This window comes from Methylorubrum populi (genome assembly GCF_002355515.1).
Lineage (GTDB): Bacteria > Pseudomonadota > Alphaproteobacteria > Rhizobiales > Beijerinckiaceae > Methylobacterium > Methylobacterium populi_A.
The window spans coordinates 3077850-3100204 of record NZ_AP014809.1; the positions used below are offsets into that span (position 1 = coordinate 3077850).

General features: G+C 68.0%; 21 protein-coding genes. 11 read left to right on the forward strand and 10 right to left on the reverse strand.

All coding sequences use genetic code 11. The features are described from left to right. Positions 1-289 precede the first annotated feature (289 nt). The 6 genes from MPPM_RS14095 to MPPM_RS14125 all read left to right on the forward strand — a co-directional run bounded on the left by MPPM_RS14095 (position 290) and on the right by MPPM_RS14125 (position 8896). Positions 290-883, forward strand: a complete 594-nt coding sequence (locus MPPM_RS14095) for a hypothetical protein (RefSeq protein ID WP_096485563.1) — start codon at positions 290-292, stop codon at positions 881-883. After that, complete coding sequence (locus MPPM_RS14100) at positions 880-3081, forward strand: TnsB C-terminal domain-containing protein (protein WP_096485564.1); 2202 nt, start codon at positions 880-882, stop codon at positions 3079-3081. Before MPPM_RS14095 ends, MPPM_RS14100 begins: the two co-directional genes overlap by 4 nt. After that, complete coding sequence (locus MPPM_RS14105; RefSeq protein WP_157914195.1) at positions 3078-4211, forward strand: TniB family NTP-binding protein; 1134 nt, start codon at positions 3078-3080, stop codon at positions 4209-4211. Before MPPM_RS14100 ends, MPPM_RS14105 begins: the two co-directional genes overlap by 4 nt. Further along, the gene (locus MPPM_RS14110; protein ID WP_096485566.1) at positions 4208-6037 is read left to right on the forward strand and encodes a TniQ family protein; all 1830 of its coding nucleotides are present in this window, start codon (positions 4208-4210) and stop codon (positions 6035-6037) included. The genes MPPM_RS14105 and MPPM_RS14110 overlap by 4 nt, the downstream gene beginning before the upstream one ends. Positions 6038-6716: 679 nt before the next feature. Next, a complete protein-coding gene (locus MPPM_RS14120; RefSeq protein WP_096485567.1) occupies positions 6717-8516 on the forward strand; it encodes a PAS domain S-box protein in 1800 nt (599 codons plus the stop codon). A gap of 5 nt (positions 8517-8521) precedes the next feature. Continuing rightward, positions 8522-8896, forward strand: a complete 375-nt coding sequence (locus MPPM_RS14125; RefSeq protein ID WP_096485568.1) for a response regulator — start codon at positions 8522-8524, stop codon at positions 8894-8896. Positions 8897-9289: 393 nt separating this feature from the next. Here the strand turns inward: MPPM_RS14125 and MPPM_RS28390 are convergent, their stop codons facing one another. Beyond that, the gene (locus tag MPPM_RS28390) at positions 9290-9454 is read right to left on the reverse strand and encodes a hypothetical protein (protein WP_162296269.1); all 165 of its coding nucleotides are present in this window, start codon (positions 9452-9454) and stop codon (positions 9290-9292) included. Positions 9455-9969: 515 nt separating this feature from the next. On the opposite strand from MPPM_RS28390, the gene MPPM_RS14135 reads away from it, so the two are divergent. Next, positions 9970-11937: a TniQ family protein gene (locus MPPM_RS14135; RefSeq protein WP_096485570.1), complete on the forward strand. Its 1968-nt coding sequence runs from the start codon at positions 9970-9972 to the stop codon at positions 11935-11937. A gap of 275 nt (positions 11938-12212) precedes the next feature. On the opposite strand, the gene MPPM_RS14140 is transcribed toward MPPM_RS14135, so the two are convergent. Further along, the gene (locus MPPM_RS14140) at positions 12213-12917 is read right to left on the reverse strand and encodes a sigma-70 family RNA polymerase sigma factor (RefSeq protein ID WP_096485571.1); all 705 of its coding nucleotides are present in this window, start codon (positions 12915-12917) and stop codon (positions 12213-12215) included. A gap of 434 nt (positions 12918-13351) precedes the next feature. On the opposite strand from MPPM_RS14140, the gene mscL reads away from it, so the two are divergent. Then, positions 13352-13777, forward strand: a complete 426-nt coding sequence (gene mscL, locus MPPM_RS14145; protein WP_096485572.1) for a large conductance mechanosensitive channel protein MscL — start codon at positions 13352-13354, stop codon at positions 13775-13777. A 6-nt stretch (positions 13778-13783) separates the two neighbouring features. Here the strand turns inward: mscL and MPPM_RS14150 are convergent, their stop codons facing one another. From MPPM_RS14150 to MPPM_RS14180, 7 genes are all read right to left on the reverse strand, one after another. Continuing rightward, the gene (locus tag MPPM_RS14150) at positions 13784-14074 is read right to left on the reverse strand and encodes a hypothetical protein (protein WP_096485573.1); all 291 of its coding nucleotides are present in this window, start codon (positions 14072-14074) and stop codon (positions 13784-13786) included. 252 nt (positions 14075-14326) lie between these two features. Continuing rightward, on the reverse strand, positions 14327-14740 hold the full coding sequence (locus MPPM_RS14155; protein ID WP_096485574.1) for a DUF1236 domain-containing protein: 414 nt from the start codon (positions 14738-14740) through the stop codon (positions 14327-14329). 186 nt (positions 14741-14926) lie between these two features. Next, positions 14927-16108 (reverse strand): pyridoxal phosphate-dependent aminotransferase, encoded by a 1182-nt coding sequence (locus tag MPPM_RS14160; RefSeq protein ID WP_096485575.1) that lies wholly within the window; start codon positions 16106-16108, stop codon positions 14927-14929. Positions 16109-16146: 38 nt separating this feature from the next. After that, the gene (locus MPPM_RS14165; protein ID WP_096485576.1) at positions 16147-16338 is read right to left on the reverse strand and encodes a hypothetical protein; all 192 of its coding nucleotides are present in this window, start codon (positions 16336-16338) and stop codon (positions 16147-16149) included. A 226-nt stretch (positions 16339-16564) separates the two neighbouring features. Next, complete coding sequence (locus tag MPPM_RS14170; protein WP_096485577.1) at positions 16565-17983, reverse strand: ATP-binding protein; 1419 nt, start codon at positions 17981-17983, stop codon at positions 16565-16567. A gap of 7 nt (positions 17984-17990) precedes the next feature. Then, complete coding sequence (locus MPPM_RS14175; RefSeq protein WP_096485578.1) at positions 17991-18716, reverse strand: response regulator; 726 nt, start codon at positions 18714-18716, stop codon at positions 17991-17993. Then, positions 18716-19291 carry a MarR family winged helix-turn-helix transcriptional regulator gene (locus MPPM_RS14180; protein ID WP_096485579.1) on the reverse strand — a complete coding sequence of 192 codons (576 nt, stop codon included), beginning with the start codon at positions 19289-19291 and terminating at the stop codon, positions 18716-18718. The genes MPPM_RS14175 and MPPM_RS14180 overlap by 1 nt, the downstream gene beginning before the upstream one ends. A gap of 207 nt (positions 19292-19498) precedes the next feature. Here MPPM_RS14180 and MPPM_RS14185 point away from each other — a divergent pair, with 207 nt between their 5' ends. The 3 genes from MPPM_RS14185 to MPPM_RS14195 all read left to right on the forward strand — a co-directional run bounded on the left by MPPM_RS14185 (position 19499) and on the right by MPPM_RS14195 (position 21216). Then, positions 19499-20386, forward strand: coding sequence for a branched-chain amino acid aminotransferase (locus MPPM_RS14185; RefSeq protein WP_096485580.1), 888 nt, complete (start codon positions 19499-19501; stop codon positions 20384-20386). 74 nt (positions 20387-20460) lie between these two features. Then, the gene (locus MPPM_RS14190; protein WP_173807915.1) at positions 20461-20733 is read left to right on the forward strand and encodes a DUF3072 domain-containing protein; all 273 of its coding nucleotides are present in this window, start codon (positions 20461-20463) and stop codon (positions 20731-20733) included. 267 nt (positions 20734-21000) lie between these two features. Beyond that, positions 21001-21216, forward strand: a complete 216-nt coding sequence (locus MPPM_RS14195; protein ID WP_096485581.1) for a Flp family type IVb pilin — start codon at positions 21001-21003, stop codon at positions 21214-21216. Between the two features lie 126 nt (positions 21217-21342). Here MPPM_RS14195 and MPPM_RS14200 read toward each other — a convergent pair whose 3' ends face one another. Further along, entirely contained in the window at positions 21343-22131 is a 789-nt protein-coding gene (locus MPPM_RS14200; protein WP_096485582.1) for a DUF937 domain-containing protein, read from the reverse strand. Positions 22132-22355 lie beyond the last annotated feature (224 nt).

The following is a 22355-nucleotide window of genomic DNA, read 5'->3' on the forward strand; positions in this document are numbered from 1 at the left end:
CTCCTGACCCGCCAGGCGCCGCGCGTCGCGGGCCGGAGCCGGTCCGGGGGACGGCCCCGACACGCCGGCGAGGTGGGATTCAGTCAAGCTTAGCCGACCCGGGCTAGCCTGCCGGCGTGTCGGCCCGCCGCGATATGGACGATCACGAGGCAGGGGAGGTGGAAGTTTGCCGTTCTCGCGCGAGGCACCGTTTCGGCTCGGCTTCGCACCCGGGCGCGCTCCTCCCGGTGCGGCACAGCCTTGGGCACCGGTTCGCACGGGCGCGGAAGGCCGAAGCCGCTGGTCCTTCATGCACCGCATCTGGTCGCACCGGATGCAGGGAGACGTCCCCTACGAAAGCCTGCTGGAGGCGGACCTGGTTACCATCCTGTGCGTCGATCCCGAGGTGGATGGCTTCTGGGCGCAGCCGGAGGCGTTTCGCTGGCGGCAGGACGGCAAGGTGCGTCGGTACGTGCCCGACTTCTTGATCCTGACCACCGCCGGCGCGCGCGCATACCGCGAGGTCAAGCCCCTGCGTCGCCTTCGGAAGGACCCTTCGCTGGGCGGCAGGCGCCCGGCTATCGAAGCGGAAAGCGCGCGGCGCGGGGCGACGTTCGAGACATGGACCGAGAAGGAGATCCGGCGGTCACCGCGCCTTGAGAATGCGCGCGAGATCCTCTGCCACGCCGGACCGGTCTGGGATGAGCCGGCGCTCGCGGCCCTGCGCCGAACCATTCGGGCGGGCACCTGCGCGGGGACCACCGGCGAGCTCCTGCGCTCGGCCGGCCTCGGCCCGGACGCCCTCGGTACGCTGCTCGGGCTCGTTGCCCTCGACGAGTTGCGGATCGACCTCGACCAGCCCCTCTCCCTGCGAAGCCGTCTTGTCGGCCGGAGGACCGCGTGAGCGCCGCCCAAATCGAGCTCCATCCCGGCGCGCACGTGCACGTGCAGCGCGAGGGAGGCCGTCCCGAACTCTGGAAGGTTCTGAAGCGGAAGCGGAAGGGCTGGCTCGTGCAGCTCGGGGACCAGGACGCGGTCACCTGGTCGGACGATCACATCCACGACCTCCGCCTGGACCATGCCGTCGAGCTCTATGCCGCCGATCCCGAGGCCGACGAACACGTGGCCTACTGCCTGTCCAAGGCGTTCGAGGCCTTTCCCGAAGACCTCAAGACCATCGCCCTGCGCCGGGCCGAGTACGTGCGCGAGGTGGATGACTGGCACGGGGCGGGGGAGACGCTGGAGGAGAGCTACGTATGGGCGGCGCTTCACGTTTTCGCGGCTTTCGAGCGTGAATGGCGCGAGGAGGACGTCGCCTACGCGGCGGCGCTCGCGGAGCGGCGGCGCCAGCGGCAGCGCAAGGCTGCCACCGAGCTGAAGCGGCCGAAGAAGGGGCAGCCTCTCGTCGTTCCGAAGCCCCGCACGGTCGAGCTCTGGTACCGGACCTGGATCACGCACGACCGCGACATCCGCGTGCTCCTGCCGGATTTTCGTGGTCGGGGCGACCGGACGCAGCGCTATGCCGAGTGGATCTACGTCGAGATGCGGGCCCATATCGAGAAGTATTACTTGGTCAAGGACCGCCGCCGGCCGCCGCTGACCTACGCGTACGGCAAGTTCGAGGACCATTGTAAAGGCAAGGGCCTCGACGCCGACAAGCCGCGGAGGAAGGGCGAGCCGCGCCCTTATCCCACCTATGCGGCCTTCCGCACCCTCAAGAACGGGATGCTCGACGCGCGGGAGGAGATGCAGGTGCGGGAAGGGGGCCGGAAGGCTTACCTGACGTTCAATGTCTTCCGGAAGACGGATCGCCTCGCCAAGGTGATGGCGGAGGTCGAGTTCGACCATTCGCTGGTCGACCTGATCGTCGTGGACGAGCAAACCGGGCGCGCGATTGGCCGGCCGTGGTTCACGGCCGCGCTCGACCGCGCGTCGAGGATGCTGATCGGGTGCCATCTGTCCTTCGAGGTGCCGAGCTACGCGGCGCTCCAGCGCTGCATGGGGCACGCGTTCTGGCCGAAGGACCTGCGCGGCATCGAGGGGCTGAGCAATCCCTGGCCCTGCGAGGGCATCCCGCAATTCGCGTTCGTGGACAACGGGAAGGAGTTCCGGTCGAAGAGCCTGCGGCGCAGCGAGACGGCGATGAACTTCCGCATCCGCCCCCTTCCGGTCATGGCACCGTGGCTGAAGGGCAAGCTGGAACGGCTGTTCGGGCGCTTCAACGCGCAGGTCTACGCCCATCGCGAGGGCAAGACGTTCCACAGCGCGGTCGCGCGCGGCGACTACAACTCGATCAAGCGGGCCGAGACCACGCTGCCCCAGCTGCGCCGGGACCTGCTCGGCTACATCGTCGATGACTATCATGTCACGCGGCACAGGACGCTGGAGGCGCGGCCGCTCGACGTCTGGAACGACCTCGTCGCGCGCAACGGCGGCATCCGGGCCGTCCCGTCGCACGCCCAGATCATCGAACTCATCGGCCAGGTCCGAGAGCGGCCCATCGGCAACACCGGCATCCACCTGGAAGGCCTCAACTACCATTCCGACCGGCTGACCGCCCTCCGCGAGCGGCGGGGCGGGCGCCAGAAGCTCTACCAGGTCCGGTTCGACCCCTTCGACCTCTGGAGGATCTGGGTCCTCGACGAGGAGACGGGCGAGCACATCCCGGTCGACTGCACCAACCAGGCCATCGCCCACAACGTGTCGATCTTCGCGGCCGGCCTGCACCTCCAGCAGGCGCGCAGCTCCGGGGCCGGCCGCTTCGTCACCGAGCAGGACATCGTCCTGGCCAAGCAGCGCGTCGAGGAGGAGAGCGACCGCATCCTCGGCAACGGAGGGTCCGTCACGACCGCGGCCAAGGTCGCCCGATATCGCTATCCGAACGGGGAGTATTTCACGCCCGTCGGTCCCCGGAAGGCGGGTCAGCCGGAGCGGGTCAAGGGCACTCCGGCGGCCGAGCCGGTCCCCGCCGCGGTTGCGCCCGTGGCGCCGGATACGCCTTCCGCCCCGGCGCCGACGGCGCCGCCCCCGTCCGCCAGCTCGCTTCACGAGAGCCTGACGGAAGACCTCGACGCCCTCATGGACGAATGGAGCCGGGCATGACGCCGACGGACGCGGATATCAGTGAGCGGGTCAGGTCCTTCGAGCATGCCGTGGTGCCCCACGAGCTGTTCAAGAAGGGGAGGCGCGCCATCGAGACCTTGCGTCGGCGCTGGCGTCCGAAGGGGGTCAAGCCGCTGAAGGCGCGCGCGCTGCTGATCCTCGGGGAGCCCGGAGCCGGCAAGAGCTTCATCCTGGAGACCCTGGCGGAAGAGAACCCGAAGCGGGCCACGGAGGATGGCGACGTCCGGCCGGTGATCTTCGTCGAGGCCCCGAAGCGGACCACGCCGCGTCAGCTCGCCGCGGCGATCTTCGATGCCCTCGAACCTGGGTACCGACTGCGTGACGGATGGAACACCGCGCGCATCCTGAGCGAGATCAAGATGCTCTGCGAGGAGATGGGCGTCGAGGTGCTCATGATCGACGAGGCGCACCACATCGTCGACCATAAGAATACGGACGACCTTGAGGATGCAGCTGAATTCTTAAAGCAGCTGCTGAACATGTGTTCGACGCAGATCGTGCTCGCAGGACTGCCGCACCTCGGCGTCCTCCCCGAGACCAAGAAGCTCCGGCAGCTGCGTCGGCGCTTCCGGCCGCCGGTGCACCTGGATCCCTACAATTGGAGCGACCGCACGGGGCGCAGGAAGTACCTCGGGATGCTTGCATTCTTCGAACGGCACCTCGGTCTGCCCGAGCCGTCCAACCTCATCGGGTTCGATTTCGCCGCCCGCATCTATTGCGCGACGGGCGGCCATGTCGGCATCATCTCGGCTCATCTCAGCCTGGCGCTTGAGACGGCGGTGGCCGACGGCAAGTCCCGGATCGACCTGCCGCTCATGGCCGGGGCGTATGCCGACCTGGTCCTCAAGCGGAAGCCCGCCGTCCTGCTGGACTTCGACGCTGGGTTCCCCGACGAGGTCCCGGCCGGGCGGACGGGAGAGGCCGAGGGGAGGGCGCGCGACGCCGGCCCCGAGGCCGCGTCGGACGACAACCCCTACTTGGCGCAGGGCGAAGCGTTCCGCGCGCTCTGGCGCAAGATGGCCGGCGACCGCCTTGCCGACCAGTCGCGGGTGACGGCGCACAGGACGAAGGAGGCTGCACCACCGAGCGCCTTCGGGAGGCCGGCGTGAGCGCCGCTCCGCTCGCGCTTCGCGTGCCGGAAATGCCCGGCGAGCCCGCGCACGGCACCCTGATGCGCCTGGCCGCGCGTCATCGACGTCCCGGCGACGCGGCCGGCTTCGCGGCGGATTGCGGCCTGTCCTTTCGCAGCGTCCTGCGCGGCGGCGGCGCCGACGCCGTGGCACGCCTGGCGGGCTTCGACCCGCTCGCGCTCGGGCAGCGCTCCCCGCGGGTCAACGCCCCGGGGCGCACGGTCGACCTGGGCGGGCAGCGCATCGCGCTCGGCGATTGGTCCACGACGAACCGTCGCTGGTGCCCGCATTGCCTCGCCGACGACGCGCGGCTCGCACTCGGGCGGGGCCTGCCGACGGAGCGGCTCGCCCATCACCGGTTCTGGTGGGACGTCAAGTCGGTCTTCGGCTGCGCGGTGCATGGCGTCCCGCTCGCGCAGACGTGCGCGGCCTGCGGCCGCGGACCTGGCTGGGCCGGTCCCGTGCACCGGTGCCCCTGCGGGGCATCGCTCCTGCCGGCCGCCGAGGCGAACGGCTGCCGGCCGAGCCCGGCAGACCACTACCTCGCGGGGCGCCTCACCGGGATCCGTTCGGGGACTTCCCTCGTCGATGCCCTGAGCTACCGGGACGCGGTTCGCGCCTTGGAACGGCTCGGGCTCGTCGCAACAGGGCGATGGAGCGCCCGAAAGCCGCGTTTGGACGGGAGCGACGCGGCGGCATCTCGGGATGCCGGCATGGCGCTCCTCGTTGACTGGCGGCACGGCCTCGCGCGTGCCTTGGACCAGGTTCTGGCGGAGGGCCGGGCACGGGGAGGCGGGCCGGGCCTGATCGGGTCCTACGGGTGGGTCTATGAGCTCTGGATCGGTGTCCTGCCGGACGACGAGTTCGGCAGGACGCTCAAGTCCGCCCTGCGGGACCATGCCGTGGCGAACGGCGTCATCCCGGAGCGGGAACGGGCACTCGGCGGCGGCCCCGGTGGGCCTCTCGTCGACCTCGCGACGGCGACGTCCGCCCTCGGCATGGGGCATGCCCGCGCCCGGGCCATCCTGGGGCGGGGAGGCATGCTGCCCGGCGGCATCCGCCGGAGCGTCGCCTTCCCCATCGACGGCGTGGGTCTCACCCGCCTGCGGGAGGCCTTGGATCGGACGACCGATGCGAAGGGGCTGCGCGCGATCCTGGGCGTCGGCAAGGCACAGGCTCGGCGCATCGTGGAGGCAGGGCTAGTCCCCCCCGCGGGCGACAGCCCAGGCGCGACGGCCGGCCGCTTCGAAGTCGCGGTCGCCGAGCTCTTCCTGAGATCCCTGGTCAAGGGCGTCCCGGTACGCCGTAAGCTCCCGCACGGATCGGCCATGCTGGCCAGCGCTTGCCGCTCCGCCGGCGTTCCCGTCGAGGTCGCCTGCACCGGCTTGCGGGAGGGGGACGTCCGGGCGACCGGCGTCGCGCCCGGGCGGCCGTCCCTGGCGGCGATCATGGTCAGGCCCGCGGACCTCCGCCGTCTTCGGAAGGACGACGGGCTGACGGTGGAGGAGGCCGCCAAGGCGCTGGGCATCCACCACGAGGCGGCGCGGTCGCTCCGGCGTTTGGGCCTGCTCGGCCGGGTCCGGCCGGGCCGGCGCTCCCTCCGGCGCGGTGAGGTCGACACGTTCGCGCGCCGGTACATCCCGGCCAGCGAGGCGGCGCGCCTCCTCGGCACCTCCCCGAAGCGGGCGACCAGGCTCATGGCCGACCGGCAGGTCACCGTCGCGGCCGGGCCGCCAACATGTCGCCAGACCTTCTACCTCCGCGCGGAGGCCCAGCGACAAGGGTTGGCGGTGCCCAGGCCGTGAGGTACCCTGTCGACGTGACCGGGGAGGCCTGGCGCGATGCGGCAAGGGGGGGGGGGCGGCAACGTCAAACCGGGGCGCGGCTTCCGCTCCGCGGCCGCGTCGGGCGGACAGGGTGGCTGTCCCACAGATCCTGGGACGCCGGTGCGAACCAGGAGACCGCCAGGACCGCACCCGCCGACCACGTAGAAGCCCCATTCAGGGTGGCCAGGGTGCCTCCTGGGCGAATGATGAGGTCGTCCCCGCGCGCGGCGATGGCCTTAACGTCTGGCCTGCAGACAAAGACGCCGAAAAGATTGGGTTCCTCTGGCACCCGCCACGGCCCTGCTCCCGCCTGGGTCAGGCGCACCTCGCAGCGTCCGCGTCCGAACGGCGGATGCACCGAAGCGGCCATAGACACGGGGACCGCTCACGATCCTTTGCCGACCCTCGGAAGGCTCCCTCTCCGACCGTTTGGCAGCCGATGATCGACTCGATGATCGAGTCGCGGGATGAACTTCTCCGGGTTTCTTCGTTTAATCCGACGTATCTGCACCTGGAGAAGCGGGCTGTTGGATGAGCCTCCGCCTACAACCCGCGCACGGCGCCACGAGCGCCAAGTCACCATCCTGGATGGGATGGTTGGCGCCTGTGCTCGCGTAGATCGGATCGAAGCGGTGGCGCAGCTTCCGCAGGCTGCCCGATGAGGGCTGCCGTTCCATCCCACGACGTGTTCGAGGCCACTCCGAACCCGTACCTCCTGCTCGCCGCCGATAGCCCCACCTTCACGATCATCGGCGTGAACGAGGCCTACCTGCGCGCGACCATGACCCAGCGCGAGGCGATCATGGGTCGGTCGCTGTTCGAGGTCTTCCCGGACGATCCGGCCACGCCGGAAGCCTTCGGCGAACGCAACCTGCGTGCGTCCCTCGATCGCGCCATCCAGACCGGCCTGCCAGATCGCATGGCCGTGCAGCACTACAACATCCGAGGTTCAGACGGCGTGTTCGTGGAGCGGCACTGGCGACCGCTCTCCGTGCCGGTGACGGGCCCGGGTGGGGAGGTCCTGAGCCTGATCCACTACGTCGAGGATGTGACCTCGGACGTCGCAGGTGCACGCGAGACTCAGACTGCGCTGACCGCCAGCGATGCCCGCTACCGCGCGATCGTGGAAAGTTCGACCGATTACGCAATGGTCGCCATGGACCTGTCCGGCACCATCACCACCTGGAACTCCGGCGCCGAGCACGTCCTGGGCTGGCGTGCTGAGGAGATGGTCGGCCGCCCCACCGAAACCTTCTTCACCGAGGAGGACCGCGCCGCTGCGATCCCGGCGCAGGAAATGCGCACGGCTCTCGAACAGGGGCGCGGCATCGACGAACGCTGGCACCTGCGCAAGGACGGCTCGCGGTTCTGGGCCAGCGGCGAGCTAATGCCGCTCAAGGACGAGGCCGGCGCAGTGATCGGCTTTCTCAAGATCCTGCGTGACCGCACCAGCCAGCGTGAGGTAGAGCAGGCCCTGGTCGAGCAGACCGATATCTTGCGCTCCGTCACCGATCATGTCAGCGAAGCCGTGTTCCGGCTCGATCCTGACGGCACGATCCTGCTAGCCAACCCGGCGGCCGGGCGGCTGTTCGGCTGGCCCGCCGGCGAGCTGGTGGGCCGGAACCTGCATGAGACGCTGCATCATCACCGGGAGGATGGCACCGCCTTCCCCGCCGAGGATTGCATCTTCGTGCGAGCCTTGCGGGAGGGAACGCCGATCTTTGCCGAGGAGACGGTCTTCTTCCGGCAGGATGGCACGCCGGTGCCGGTGACGTGCACCAACGCTCCCTTGCTCCGTGAGAGAGAGGTAGTGGGCGCGGTCGTCACCGTCACCGACCTCACCCAGCGCAAGCGTGCCGCGGAGCAGCAGGACATCCTCAACCACGAGCTGTCGCATCGCCTGAAGAACACCCTGGCCATCGTGCAGTCCATTGCCACACAGACCCTCCGCGGGGTCACCGAACGGCACTTGGTCGAGGCGTTCGAGCGCCGGGTGCTCGCCCTGTCGCGCGCCCATGACGTGCTGGTGCAGAGGAGTTGGGCCTCTGCCAGAATGCGCGGCGTGATGGAGAGCGTGCTGGTGATGCAGGCGGACCTCGACCGCTTCGCGCTCGATGGACCGGACCTGGACATCAGTCCGCAAGCGGCCCTGTCGCTGTCCCTGCTGCTGCACGAGATGGCGACCAACGCGCTGAAGTACGGGTCGCTGTCGACCGCAGCCGGCAAGGTGCGGATCAGCTGGCGCACCGAGATCGACCCATCGCCGACGCTGGTGTTGGACTGGGCTGAAATCGATGGGCCGCCGGTGGTACCGCCGAGCAACCGTGGCGGCTTCGGGTCAAAGCTGATCCGCATGGGCTTGCTGGGAACGCGCGTGGCCGCCCTTGATTACGCTCCTGTGGGCCTTCGCGCCGAGTTCCGTGCGCCGCTCGCTGATGTCCTGGTCCAGGTTCGCTAACCCCCATGGCGCAGTCCCGAGACCCAACCCCGACCTACGTGCTTGTCGTCGAGGATGACCCGATCCTGATGATGTCGCTGGTCGACTTCGTCGAACAGGCGGACTGCGAAGCCATCGAGGCGACCAGCGTGACCGAGGCGCTCCAGATCCTGGAGAACCGCGCCGACATCCGCACGGTGTTTGCAGACCTGGACATGCGCGGCTCTACGATCGGCATGCAGATGGCCATGACGATCCGAGACCGCTGGCCGCCCATCGAGCTGCTCATGGTGTCCTCGCAGCCCTGGGACGCCGCTCAGATCCCGCAGCGGGGTGTGGTCCTCGGCAAGCCCTTCGACCGTCGCAGGATCGAGGCGGTGATCCGCAAGTTCGCTGCCTGAAGTAGGAGGGCGAACGTCGCCTTCCGGATCAAGGGCCAAGTTCCGGTTGCCACTCCGAGCCGAGGTTGCTGGACGGCGTTCCCGGCGGCTGGGTTGGGTCGGACGCGGAACGTCCGCTTGCGGGGGGAGGGGCTGGGTCCGCTCCCCACCGTCAGCGAGCCTACGCACGGTCAAGTTGATTGGGTTTTGTCCCTGGAACGGTTCCGAAAGCCCCCGCCCCGCATCAATCGCCCGAGACCCAGCGGTCAAGACAGACAGGGCAATAAAGCGGCACAAGCTGCCACGGGAGCGAGGCCAAACGTACCCCTTGCCGACGCTTGGCGCGTGGCTGGAGGAGTATCGAGGCACGAACGATAATCCCTCGGCCTGGCTGCGTTTAGACGCCTTCTACGCCTACCCACCGAAGGTGGTGGAGCGTCCGATCCGGAAGCCCAGGGGCCAGCCTCTCCCCGATCCGCGCCCGACCGAAACGGTGGTCGAGATCCACTGCATCACCAAGAACCAGAAGGGCTGGCCCGTCCCGTTCCCCTGCACCTGCGGCACAGCCGGCAGGGACATCGGGAGGCAAGCCGTCGGGTCCAGCAAGTGCGGCGGCCGGGGACAGCCGCGGTACCCACGGCTCGTTCCGGCGGCCCCGTGTCGCAAAGGGACGAGCCGTGGGTTCGCTCTGACTTGCCCTCCCGGCGGCCGCTGCCTGCAGAGGCGCAGCCGAGCGGGGCTTCGGTGTCGCGCGCCGCGCCCGAACTTGCGCGATGTGCACCGGTCAGGTCCGCTGGGTGATGCCACGCGATGCGCGCCCGGTAGGCCGGCTTAGACGACGGACGCCGGGCACATCGTGACGCATGCCGGGATCCGAGCGCCGCCAGCCCCGCGAGGGCCCGGCGGCGTGCTGCCGCCCGGGTGGGCCCCAGGCATGCACAAGGACCGGCGCGGCGAAGGAGGACGAAACGGCCATCACTGGGAGGGAAGGCCGACGAGCGAAACCGGTTCTTCAGCTCCGCCCCGCAGGATGGAGCCGTCCCCGAGACGGTCGCGTCCGCCGCCTCGCCGGACCTGCCTAGAAGGAAACCGACTTGGCTTCGCTGGCGCTCCGGGTCCGATTCCGTGAGGAGGAGCCCGCCTATGGCTTGCTGGCAAGGCTGGCCCTGCGGCACCGACGCGTGGACCTTCCCACCTTCGCCCGCGACGTGGGCTTGTCCTATCAGGATACGGTCGGTGGAAGCGCCGCCTCGGCCATTGCCGAACTGGCCGGTTTCGAACCTGGCCTCGTTCGATCTTGGACGCCGACGCCCGACTGGCATGCGCGCCACTTCCGAGGCGAGAAGTTCCACAACAACGACTGGTTTGTGCACGCCGAACGCCGGGTCTGCGTCGCCTGCCTCCGGGACGACGTGATCCAGCACGGCGAGGCGGCCGCCCACCATGCCTGCTGTCACCGGCGCTGCTGGTGGGACCTGCGAGCTATCGACGTCTGCCCGAGGCACTCGGCCTGGTTGGCCGACCGGTGTCCGTCCTGCGGACGGCCCCTCACGCTTCTTCCCGCGGACGTGCGGTTCTGCGAGTGCGGCTCGGACCTGGCCCGTGTCGAGCCGGAGCAGGTCGACCCGCTGGAGACGCGGGCGGACGCGTACATCCTCGGGCGGCTTCTAGGCAGGCCCCACCGCGCCATCCCGCTGCTCGACGCGATGCCGCTCGGGCAGGCGACAGCGTTGATGTTCTCCTTGGGTTGGCAGGTCGAGAACAACCGGTACCGGGCGGGCCGCGACCGCCATGCGGACCGGGCGTCCTCTGGGCCGCGGCCCGAGATAACGAAGGGAACCCTGTGGAAGCGCGGTGCTTCTCGGGAAGCCAAGCTCGCGGCGAAGATGGACAGCTTCCGCATCCTCCGCCGCTGGCCCTGGGCCTATCAGCGCTTCTTGGACGATCTCTTCCGGCGAGCGAAGGACAACCTCGGGAGTTCAGCTCGCCGGGACGACGGGTCGAGTCGGGCTTACCGCCTGTTCGGGCACAGGCTCGACGGATGGGACCTGCCCGGCGCGCAGCCGCTGCGCGAGGAGTACGAACGCCACTTCCTGGCCAACGTCCCCGCAGGCCCCAAGACATTGATCTTCGGCCGCCCGGCGGAAGCGTCGCGCTGGGTCAATCTCACTTACACGAACGAGACCTGCGGGCTCGCGCCATGGTCCGGCGAACTCTACCCGATCCTCTGCGATCTCGGCATTGTCGGTCCGGGCAAGGTCAACCACACGAGGGTGAAGCTTCCCCGGTCGCTCCTGCCGACTGTCAAGGAGATGTACGATGACGCCCTCACCCGAACACAGGCTGCGCAGCTGCTCGGCATCAGTATGAACGGCGTGTCGACGCTGCAGGCTGCCGGCTATCTGACAATTCGGGACAATCCCCATGACAAGAGCAGCTACCGGTATAGCCGGGTGGAGATCGAGTACCTGCTCTTCGACATAGCGGGGTCAGCGCCGGTCGTGGCTGCCACTGACACCATCGACCTGATCGATGCCGCCGCCGCCACGCAGTTCACGGATGGCCACGGCTTCCTGGGCCTTGAGCGGCTCCTCCAGGCCCTTACACGCCGCACGGTGCCCGTGGCAGGCCTGCGCGACCGTGGCCAAGGCTTATCCCGAATCCTCCTCAGACGGTCGGACGTCGAGGGATTGATGGCGCAGGGCCGACCCGCTCAGGCACCGACACGGGATCAGGTTTGCAAGCTGCTCGGGATCGGCAGCGCAACGTTCCAATTCTTGGTACGAGAGGGTATCCTGAAGACCTCCGGTTCGGACCGCCGCTCGCGTCGCGCCACCTTCGAGAGTGTCGAGAGCTTCCAGAGAGAGTACATATCGGCAGTCAAGATCGGCCAGATGCTCGATCTGCACTTTATCGCCGTGTTCCACCTCATGCGGAGGCGTGGGTACAAGCCGGCTTTTGACCCGGATACAGCGAGAGGCCGCATCTACCGGCGTACGGACGCCCTGAAGGCATTTCTAAAGAAACAGCCGACGCGAGGCGTGCAGCCGGTAGCTCTGTGACGAACGGCGCTGGCTGACCTTCTGCAAGGCGCGGCCGTTGGCCATTGTCGTAACTCCGTCAGCCTGAAGGGGACACGGCTAGCGCCGGAATGTCACTACCAGCAGAGTGCCAAGCGTCCATCTGAACATTTTATCACATTCAAGCCTCTCTGTTTCAGCACGTATTCGCTTTCGGAACGACCCACAATCGCTTTCATGTTCCGCAAAAAACCCTTATGTATCAACGGCCGGAGAATTCCTTATTCGCTTTCCCCCAGACGTCGCGACGGCGCGGGTCAGGCCCGCGCCGCCAAACCGTCCGGCAATCCATCGAACGAGTCGATCAGAAAGGCACGGGCGCGGCTGACGCGGCTCTTGACCGTGCCGACCTGACAGCCGAGCCGTTCGGCCGCTTCCTCGTAGGTGAATCCCTCGGCACCCACGAGCAGGAGCGCCTGCCGCTGCGGCAGCGGCAGCGTGCCGATCAGGTTCATCACCATCCGCAGCCCCGCCGCGTGCTCCTGATCGGGATGGGCTGTGAGCGTGCCGGCATGGACGCCATCGGCGTCCTCCACCTCGCGGCGCCCCTTGCGCACCTCGGTGTAGAACTGGTTGCGCAGGATGGTGAACAGCCACGCCGTGAAGTTCGTGCCTGGCGTGAACCGCTCCCGATTCGCCCAGGCCTTGACCATGGTCTCCTGCACGAGATCGTCGGCCCGGGTCGGGTTGGCGGTGAGCGAGATCGCGAAGGTGCGCAGCATCGGCAACGCCTTCACCAGATCGTCTCGGAAGACGGCCTCGACCTTCCCGCCGTGTGCGGTGAGGGCGGTCTCGAACTGCTGCAGAAGCTCGGCTAATCGGCCGGGGAGGGGGGCTTGGCTGGCGAGATCGAAGTAATCGCGCAGCGCGAGCGTCAGGTGCCCCGTGACGGCATTTGCCGATTCACCCTGGTTTGGCCCGGGATGATCCGGCAATGTATGGTGAAGCGGTTCGTCAGGCATCCGAAGCGGTACCTCGGCAAAGGCAGGAGCATTGGGAGTAGTCGTTTCTCGGTAGCAATCTAAAAATGAACTGATCCTAAACGGCAGCGCAAAATGCGCATATCCGACCGCAGCCGCCGGCTGGACTGCCTGCAACGCTCACCGATTTGTTTCTAAAGTTTTCTCGAAGATTGACAGCTTAGAGGGTTTCAAAGGCCGAAGATTGCCTCATCTGGCAATCTATTATGGCTTGGCCGTTTAGGCCGATCTGTCTCCACGCATCAGATATCGCGCCGCAAGATCGGTCGCAGAACCGTGAAGCCGACGGATGCAGGAGCTCGGCATTGGCCGACAGGTAACGTGAGAGCTACCGACGCCGTCCCCTTGGCAGCCGCTGCCTCCGGCATAGCTTCGCAGACGGCGCGCTCGTTTCGCGACGCCGAAGGAGGCCGGGCATGCTGGAAGAGTTCAAGAAGTTCGCGTTGCGCGGCAACGTGGTCGATCTCGCTGTTGGCGTGATCATCGGCGCGGCGTTCGGCGCAATCGTTAATTCGCTGGTGCAGGACGTGATCATGCCGATCATCGGCGCGGTCACCGGCGGCCTCGATTTCTCTAATTACTACATCCCGCTCTCCTCCAAGGTGCAGGAGGGCATGCCCTATGCCGAGGCCAAGAAGGTCGGCGCGGTGATCGGCTACGGTCAGTTCCTGACGCTGGCGGTCAACTTCACCATCATCGCCTTCGTGCTGTTCATGGTGATCCGGGCCATGAACGCGCTGAAATCCCGGGAAGAGGCCAAGCCGAAGCCTGAGGCGGAGGTGCCGGCCGACGTGAAGCTACTGGCCGAAATCCGCGATCTCCTAGCGACACGGAAGGCGTGAGCGGCGTTACCTTCCGCTCTCGTCCTGGCGAGGCGTGACGCCGAACGCGTCGAGGATCCGGTCGAGCGCCTGTTCCACCGCCTCCGTGCCTTCCTCGTGCGTCTTCAGTCGTGTTTCGAGCCGGCGGATCTGCGGCTCGAACTTCTCCGGAACGGTCGGCTCATCGCCGAGGAAGCGCGGTTCGGGCGCGGCCTCGGTGAGGACGCCGCGCAACTCATGACCAAGATGGTCGCGTACTGATTCCGGCAGCGGCGGGCTGTCGGAAAGATTTTCGGACGTCGTCTCGGGGCCGCTCATCACCAGTCCTGATCTGCTGAAGCATCGTCTCGCACGGATAAACGATCGAAGACATAGACCGTTGCGTCCGGCCAAGCCGCTTGGTGCCGGCTTATGGTTAGGTGCACGGTTCGGCTGGTCTGCAAGATCGGGGCGGCAAGCTCGAGGTGAGGCATCGGAGGTGCAGGGCGAGGCGAAAAGAAACGGCCCCGGCGCACGGAGTGCCGGGGCCGGTTGGTGCCGCCCTCGTCGGGCGGCCCGGGAAGCGGGTGCTTAGTCGAGCACTTCGATGATCCGGTGACGGCCGTCGACCAGCACCGGGCGGTCGTTAACGACCGTGTAACGGGTGCCGCGGGTCACGTTGTACTCGTTCGGGACGTCGTAATAGGTCACACCGGAAGACGGCAGAGTGGAGCCGACGACGACGCGACCATCGTAGTCGTAGGAGCGGACGTTGCGCTCGCGAACGTACGAGCGGAAGCGCGGACGATCCTCGACGCCGAGAATGCCGCCGATCGTGCCGGTGGCCGCACCAACCGCGCCGCCGACGATGCCGCCGATCGGTCCGGCCGCATCCGCGCCTTCCTGGGCGCCGCGCTCGGCACCGCGCAGGGTGCCCTGAGCCTGGGCGGCCATGGGCAGAGCGAAGACGATGGCCGAGGCCGCGAGAAGGGTCTTGATCTTCATTCGAGCAACTCCGTCGTTGTGACATCCGCTGCGATCGAGACGCAGCGAAGCATGGCCCGGTAACGCCCGAGCCTCGAATTCGGATGCATGGAAAATCGAGAAAGGCCGAGATTGCGCGAAATGGCCTGAATCGTAGGCAGAGCTTCTCGAAAGCTGCCGCGAGGCGAGGCGTCTGCTTTCCGGGGATCAGCCGGGTGAGCGTTCGGACAGGAACCGTTCCATCCGCTCGAGGGCGCGGGCGATGTTCTCGGCGGAGTTGGCGTAGGAGAGGCGCAGATACCCTTCTCCATGCACGCCGAAATCCGGCCCGCCGATCACCGCGACGCCCACCTCGTCGAGGAGGGCGGTCGCGAGCGACTTGGCCTTCCAGCCGGTGCGGCTGACGTTCGGGAAGGCATAGAACGCGCCCTTCGGCGTGATGCAGGACACGTTGGGCAGGCGGTTCAGGCCGTCGACGACGAGGCGCCGCCGGCGGTCGAACGCGGCAACCATCGCGGCGACGCAGTCCTGCGGACCGTCGAGGGCGGCGATGCCCGCCCATTGCGCGGCAGCGTTGACGCAGGAGAAGGAGTTCACCGCGAGCTTTCGCGCGGCGTCGTAGAGCGGCTTCGGCCAGACCGACCAGCCGAGCCGCCAGCCCGTCATCGCGTAGGATTTCGAGGCGCCGTCGAGATAGATCAGCCGGTCGCGGATCTCGGGATAGGCGAGCAGGGACACGTGCGTCTGCCCGTCATAGGTCATGCTGCCGTAGATCTCGTCGGAGAGGACGGCGAGGTCGGGATGGGCTGCGAGCCCCGCTACCAGGGCATCGACCTCGGCCTTCGGCGTGACGCCGCCGGTCGGGTTGGCCGGTGAGTTCACGATCAGCAGGCGCGTGCGCTCCGTGATCAGTGTGAGCGTCTCTTCCGCCGAGAAGGCGAAGCCGTTGGCCTCGCGGATCGGCACCGGAACCGGGGTCGCACCGGTGAACTCGATCATCGAGCGATAGATCGGAAAGCCGGGATCGGGATAGAGGATCTCAGCTCCGGGCTCACCGAACATCAAGATCGCCATGAACATGGTGACCTTGCCGCCCGGCACGATCATCACAGCCTCGGGCGAGACCTCGACGCCGTGGCGGCGATGGATGTCCCGCGCCACTGCCTCGCGCAGCGGCGGGAGGCCGACGGCCGGCGTGTAGCCGTGATGGCCGTCGCGCAAGGCCCTGATGCCCGCCTCGACGATATGAGGCGGCGTCGGGAAGTCCGGCTGGCCGATACCGAGATTGACGATGTCGCGGCCCTGCGCCGCGAGGGCGCCGGCGCGGGCCAGCACCGCGAAGGCGTTTTCCTCGCCGATCCGGCCGAAGGAAGGCACGATACGCAGCATGGCTTCCTTCTCCGTCCGGCGCCGGCCGGCGCCGCGTCTCAGCCGTTCGTGCGAGCGGCGAGACGGCTGGCGGCGAACGAGATCGCCCCACCGACGACGAACAGGATCGCGAACGTCTTGACCGCCGCGTAGAACAGGGCCGGCTCGATCCCCGTATCCGTGAAGAGCACGGCGCAGACGGCCGCGATCGGGATGAGCAGCACGATGGAAAGCGGCACCAGCGGGTTCATTCGACGTCACTCGCGTTGGTTGGGGGACCGCGATGCGGCCCGAAGAATAATGCGAAGCGGTCTTAGCATCGCCGTTCCTCCGGAGGAAACTCCCGCGCTTCAGAATCTCTGGGCAATCGCTTGGCCGCGCATGACCCGAGATTCGGTCGGCGCGAGCGCCTTCGAGCGACGGCCCCGATCGGCATCGCGCGGCGGTCCGAAGGCGCGGGCCACCCGAGAACGCCGGTCAGGCCGGGATGCGCACCGTCGCCCGCAGGCCGCCCAGCGGGCTGTCGTGCAGTGCGACGTCGCCGCCATGGGCGCGGGCGATGTCGCGGGCGATGGCGAGCCCGAGGCCGGAGCCGCCGGCATCCTGGCGCGCGTCGTCGAGCCGGACGAACGGCTTGAACACCTCCTCGCGGCTCTCCACCGGAATGCCGGGCCCGTCGTCGTCGATGGCGACGAGGAAGGCGCGGTGCTCGCGCTTGCCCGAGATCGCCACGGTGTCGGCGTAGCGCGCGGCGTTGGCGGCGAGGTTGAACAGGCAGCGGCGCATCGCGTCCGACCGCACGGTCACGAGGGGGCTGCCCTCGATCTCGACCGCCTCGACATGGGCGCCGAGCCGCTCGACGTCGCTGCGAAGATCCTCCAGCAGGATCCGCATGTCGGTCTCGGCGGCGGTCTCGGCGGAATCGCCGCGGGCGAAGGCGAGATAGCCCTCCAGCATCCGGCTCATCTCGTCGACGTCCCGCTGGAGATCCTCGACCTCCGGCGTCTGCTCCACCAGGGCGAGGGACAGCTTGAAGCGGGTGATGATGGTGCGCAGGTCGTGGCTCACGCCGTTGAGCATCGTCGTGCGCTGCTCCATGGCGCGCTCGATGCGCCGCTTCATCTCGATGAAAGCGTGGCCCGCCTGCCGGACCTCGCGGGCGCCGCGGGGCTTGAACTCGATCTCGCGCCCCTTGCCGAACCCCTCCGCCACCGCCGACAGCCGCAGGATCGGCTTGATCTGGTTGCGCAGGAACAGGATCGCCACGCCGAGCAGCACCAGCGAGGAGCCGGTCATCCAGAGCAGGAAGATGTGCGAGTTCGAGGCGTAGGCCTGGTTTCGCCGGGCCGTGACCCGCATCACGCCTTCCGGGATCGCCACGCGGATCTCGATGAGATTCGAGCGGCCGACCGTGTCGATCCAGAACGGGCGCCGGATCTGGCGGCGGATCTCCTCCGAGAGCACCTCGTCGAGGATCGAGAAGAACGGACGCGGCCCCGGGCTCGGCAGCTTGGCGCCTTTCAGGATGTCGATGTCGAGGTTCAGCCGCTCGCCGGCAATGCGCGAGAGCGTCTCGGCGTTCTTGTCCTGCGGGTAGGACTCGTAGATGTCCATCAGCGCAGCGATGTCTGCGGTGACCGCCGCCGAGAGCCGGCGGGTCACGAGCTGCCAGTGCCGCTCCATGAAGGTGTAGGCGATCACCGACTGCAGCAGCACCATCGGTGCGATGATGATGATCAGCGAGCGGGCGTAGAGGCCTTTCGGCAGGGCGTCGCCGATGGATCGGCTGATGCGCCGCCACCCCTTCCGAATCCGGCCGAAGGCGGCGGGGAGAGCGCCGGCCCGACGGGGCTTGGTCCGGGATTCGCCCGATGAGAGGCCGGCGGGGGCCGCCATGGGATCCTCAGTCGATGGCGAGGCGGTAGCCGACGCCGCGAACGGTGTGCAGGAAGCTCGGATTGGCCGGATCCGGCTCGATCTTACGGCGCAGACGGTTGATTTGCACGTCGATGGTGCGCTCGGCCGCCAAGCCGCCATTGCCCGCGAGCGTTTCGCGTTCGACATTGCCGCCGCGCGCCTGCGCCAGGATAGTCAGGATCTCGCGCTCGCGCTCGGTGATCTTCACCGGCTCGTTCTCGCGCCGCAGCTCGCCGCGGTCGGCGCGGAACGTGAAGGGGCCGAAGCCGACCGAGGCGTCGCCCGAAGCGCGTGCCTCCGGGGCGGCGTGGCGGCGGATGATGTTGTTGAGCCGCAGGATCAGCTCGCGCGGCTCGAAGGGCTTGGGCAGGTAGTCGTCGGCACCGATCTCCAGGCCGGTCACCCGGTCGTTGGGGTTGGAGCGGGCTGTCAGCATCAGGATCGGCACCCGCGAGGTCTCGCGCACCGAGCGGGCATAGTCGAAGCCGCTCTCGCCGGGCATCATCACGTCGAGCACGAGGGCGTCGAATACGAAGCACTGCCCGCGCAGGCGCGCCTCGGCCGCGTTCGCCGCCGCCGTCACGCGAAATCCCTGCTCGGAGAGGAAGCGGGACAACAGTTCGCGCACCCGCCGGTCGTCATCGACGAGCAGGATGTGCGGTGCGTGGTCTGGAAGCTCGGGGCGCGCCTTGAGCGCGGTCTCGGCCGACATCAGGCGCGCACCGTGGCGCGGCGCGCCATCAGCCGGCGGATCGCGGCGCGCTCCGCCGGTTCGATCATCGCCAGCAGGAAATCCTGCGCGGAGGCCGCGCGGGCGCCGCGCCCGCCTTCCGCCTCGTCCTCCTCGGCCGGCGCGTCGAGCGCCCGCACGATCCGGCGAACCTGGACGCGGGTGAGGTCGGCCGTCAGCGTCCGGCCGGGCGGGGTGCAGAACAGGAGCCGCTGGCGCCGGTCGCTCGTGCCGGTCTGCTGCTCGATGTAGCCCTGATCGATCAAGTCCTTCAGCACCCGGTTGAGACTCTGCTTCGTGATGCGAAGGATATCGAGGAGTTCGGCGATGGTGAGGCCAGGGTAGCGATCGACGAAGTGCAGCACGCGGTGATGCGCGCGGCCGAAGCCGTACTGCGCCAGAATCCGATCCGGGTCGCCGACGAAATCGCGATAGGCGAAGAACAGAAGCTCGATCAGGTCGTCGCTGTCGCCGCCCGTCGCGGGACCGCCCGGAAGCGAAGCCTCGCCGGAAGCCTGTACCGCTGTATCGGCATCGGGCGTCATCACACGGTTCACGTCGCGAATACCTCGGTCTTCGGCGGATCGCAGGGCCTCGGCGGTCCCGGAAGATAAGTCAGTGTTGTTGACATATCTCAGCCCCGTTGCTACCCGTCAACCCTGCCGGTACAGCTGCCCGCTGCATCGTTCTGCGTCCGCGCGCCGGCTCCTGCCCCACCCTGCGACCCCGTGCTTCGCCGAGGCCGCGCAGAGGAACTTCGAGAAATGTCCGTGATTCCCTTCGATGAGCGCGAAGGCACGATCTGGTACGATGGCGTCATGGTGCCGTGGCGCGAGGCGAAGATCCACGTGCTCAGCCACGGCCTCCACTACGGATCGTCGGTGTTCGAGGGCGAGCGGGCCTATGGCGGCCGGATCTTCAAGAGCCGCGAGCATTCCGAGCGCCTGCGCCGCTCGGCCCAGCTCCTCGATTTCGAGATCCCCTACTCGGTCGATCAGATCGAGGCGGCCAAGGCTCAGGTGCTGGCCACCAGCGGCCTGCAGGACGCCTATTTGCGTCCCGTGGCGTGGCGTGGCTCGGAGATGATGGGTGTTGCGGCCCAGAAGAACACCATCCACCTGGCGATCGCCGCCTGGGAATGGCCGAGCTACTTCGACCCGGCGACCAAGATGAAGGGCATCCGCCTCGACATCGCCGATTACCGCCGCCCCGACCCGCGCACGGCGCCCTCCACCTCGAAGGCGGCCGGTCTCTACATGATCTGCACGATCTCTAAGCACCGGGCCGAGAACAAGGGCTATGCCGACGCCTTGATGCTCGACTGGGAGGACAACGTCGCCGAATGCACCGGCGCCAACGTCTTCTTCATCGTCGACGGCGTGATCCACACGCCCCAGGCCGACCGCTTCCTCAACGGCATTACCCGCCAGACCGTGATCGAGCTGGCCAAGCGGCGCGGGATCGAGGTCGTCGAGCGGCGCATCCGCCCCGAGGAGATGACGGGCTTCTCCGAGTGCTTCATCACCGGCTCCGCCGCCGAGGTGACGCCGGTCTCCGAGATCGGTCCTTACCGCTTCACGCCCGGCGCCCTGACCAAGACGCTGATGGACGACTACCTCGACGAGGTGCAGCCGCGAGCCGTTGCGGCCTAAGGATCGCGCGAGGTTCCGAGCCCGTCGAGGCGCTCGGAACCTCGCGGCCGGGCCCGCGTTCATGAGAACAATTCATGAACGAGATGGGTATGCCGATGACTGGCAAGACGACCAAGGACCAAGCTGCGGCCGAGAATCCGAAATCCGATCCGACCGACGAGTCGAACCGGATCAAGGACCCGGACGAGTGGACGACCGGCTCCGAGCCGATGACGGGAGCGCAGGCCTCCTACCTGAAGACGCTGTCCGAGCAGGCTAAGGCGCCGGACGCCTACGAGGCCGATCTCGACAAGGCGGAGGCGTCGAAGCGCATCGACGCCCTGCGCAAGGAGACCGGCAAGGACTGAGCGTTCGAACGTCAGCGCGAAGCTCGGACGGCGTCGGCGGGACCCGGCACCGTCCGAGCGAGGGCGGGCCGTCCTGGCGGTCGCCTGATCGATTCGGCGCGAAGGCGTCGCAAGACGTCGTTCGGATGTTCTCGCCTCTCGCCGGATGGATGGTGTTCCGGCATCGGGGATCTGCGAGTTAGGGCCGCTTTTCTGGAAAGCCCTTAAGCTCGCTGCAAGTTTCGGTCGATAGCTTGGCGCGACAGCAATTGGTCCGGAATATTCGCCGTGTCTCTCTTCTCCGCCGGACCGATTGCGCGCTACCTCACTCCGTTGCTCGGCGTCTCCCGGCGGTTCTCACGGCATAACGATGGTGCGACCACGATCGAGTACGGCCTGATCTGCGTCTTCATCGGGCTCGCGGTTTTGGCGGGCATGCAGGTTTTCGGAAGTACGTTGATGCAAGCGTATCCGAAAATCGTGAGCTTCCCCTCGATACAATAAGTCCTCGCAAGGGACGTTCCGAACTGTCTTTTATTGCTCCCGCGGCGTGGTCGCGGGCCGAACCGCGGGGCGCGCGCAAACGCTCGTGCCTCGGCGGCAAGCCGGGGATGATCAGCTCTGGAATGATCAGCTCTTGCCGCCCGGTTTGCGTCTCGACGGAGACGTCCCTTCCTTGCCGAGTGGTGCGGCCCCCGGAGACGCGGCGCCTTCCGCGCCCGGCCGGTCGACCTCGGGTTTCGGCTGGTTCCAGAACGCTTCGAACACCTCCCTCATCGCCTTGACGTTCTGCTCCTGAACCTCGGCACCGGTCTGGAGCATCTGCTGGATCACCTCCATCGAGGCCTTCGTCGCGTCGGGCAGCGGCGCGGCCTCCGGCTTCCGGGAGGTCGCGCGCCGCTCGGGCGGCGGGGCCGAGGACGTTGCGCCGGGCGTCATCTGCGCGGCGGCGGCACTGAGCCCGTTGAACCAGTCCGTCCACAGCGTGCCGACCGGATAGGGGGAGGGTGGGGGGTCGGCCGCCGGAGCCGGGGCGGGTGCGTTGAGGAGCAGGTGGACGACGCCGGCCACGATCATGCCGGCCATGATCGGCAACATCTGGCGGAGCGCCTGGGCACCGACGCCGCTCGCCGCCGAGGCTTGCTGGATCACCGCCTGCGCGATCATCGGCGAACCGAACAGTCCTGCCAGCATGTCCGCGCCGGGCTGCTGTTGCGCCCGTCCCGGCTGTGCGAGGCCGAACAGGCGCCCGAACCCCATCGGATCGGCCCCGGCATTGCGCTGGATCCCCATGGACAGGGCCGGCAACAGGGCCTCCATGGCGCGCCGCGTCTGCTCCGGCGACAGACCGAATTGTTGCCCGAAGGCCTGCACGCTCGCGTCGCCCTGGCTCTGGAGGATGTCGAACATCGTGTACATGGCCGGGCGCCTCGCGGGAGCAGCAACGGTCCGGATGCCGAACGTCTCCGGGCCCTGTCACGATCGCGCCGTGACAACGAGCGCATGACGCGGGCCCATCCTCGATCCGGCCGGGCGTCGGTGATGGCCGTCGACACCCGTGCCCGGAGGCTCGCCGGAACGGCCTCGGCGTCGAGTGTGTCGCAACCGGGCGGGGCTGACCAGCGCTAAGCCGGATTCCGCGC

Bases quoted from the DNA above. Each gene is read 5' to 3' on its own strand.
- MPPM_RS14175 (WP_096485578.1), bottom strand. From the start codon at position 18,716: ATGTCGGCCGAGACCGCGCTCAAGGCGCGCCCCGAGCTTCCAGACCAC.
- MPPM_RS14095 (WP_096485563.1), top strand. From the start codon at position 290: ATGCACCGCATCTGGTCGCACCGGATGCAGGGAGACGTCCCCTACGAA.
- MPPM_RS14170 (WP_096485577.1), bottom strand. From the start codon at position 17,983: ATGGCGGCCCCCGCCGGCCTCTCATCGGGCGAATCCCGGACCAAGCCC.
- MPPM_RS14150 (WP_096485573.1), bottom strand. From the start codon at position 14,074: ATGAGCGGCCCCGAGACGACGTCCGAAAATCTTTCCGACAGCCCGCCG.
- MPPM_RS14125 (WP_096485568.1), top strand. From the start codon at position 8,522: ATGGCGCAGTCCCGAGACCCAACCCCGACCTACGTGCTTGTCGTCGAG.
- MPPM_RS14185 (WP_096485580.1), top strand. From the start codon at position 19,499: ATGTCCGTGATTCCCTTCGATGAGCGCGAAGGCACGATCTGGTACGAT.
- MPPM_RS14165 (WP_096485576.1), bottom strand. From the start codon at position 16,338: ATGAACCCGCTGGTGCCGCTTTCCATCGTGCTGCTCATCCCGATCGCG.
- MPPM_RS14120 (WP_096485567.1), top strand. From the start codon at position 6,717: ATGAGGGCTGCCGTTCCATCCCACGACGTGTTCGAGGCCACTCCGAAC.
- MPPM_RS14155 (WP_096485574.1), bottom strand. From the start codon at position 14,740: ATGAAGATCAAGACCCTTCTCGCGGCCTCGGCCATCGTCTTCGCTCTG.
- mscL (WP_096485572.1), top strand. From the start codon at position 13,352: ATGCTGGAAGAGTTCAAGAAGTTCGCGTTGCGCGGCAACGTGGTCGAT.
- MPPM_RS28390 (WP_162296269.1), bottom strand. From the start codon at position 9,454: ATGTCCCTGCCGGCTGTGCCGCAGGTGCAGGGGAACGGGACGGGCCAG.
- MPPM_RS14140 (WP_096485571.1), bottom strand. From the start codon at position 12,917: ATGCCTGACGAACCGCTTCACCATACATTGCCGGATCATCCCGGGCCA.
- MPPM_RS14160 (WP_096485575.1), bottom strand. From the start codon at position 16,108: ATGCTGCGTATCGTGCCTTCCTTCGGCCGGATCGGCGAGGAAAACGCC.
- MPPM_RS14105 (WP_157914195.1), top strand. From the start codon at position 3,078: ATGACGCCGACGGACGCGGATATCAGTGAGCGGGTCAGGTCCTTCGAG.
- MPPM_RS14190 (WP_173807915.1), top strand. From the start codon at position 20,461: ATGAACGAGATGGGTATGCCGATGACTGGCAAGACGACCAAGGACCAA.
- MPPM_RS14200 (WP_096485582.1), bottom strand. From the start codon at position 22,131: ATGTACACGATGTTCGACATCCTCCAGAGCCAGGGCGACGCGAGCGTG.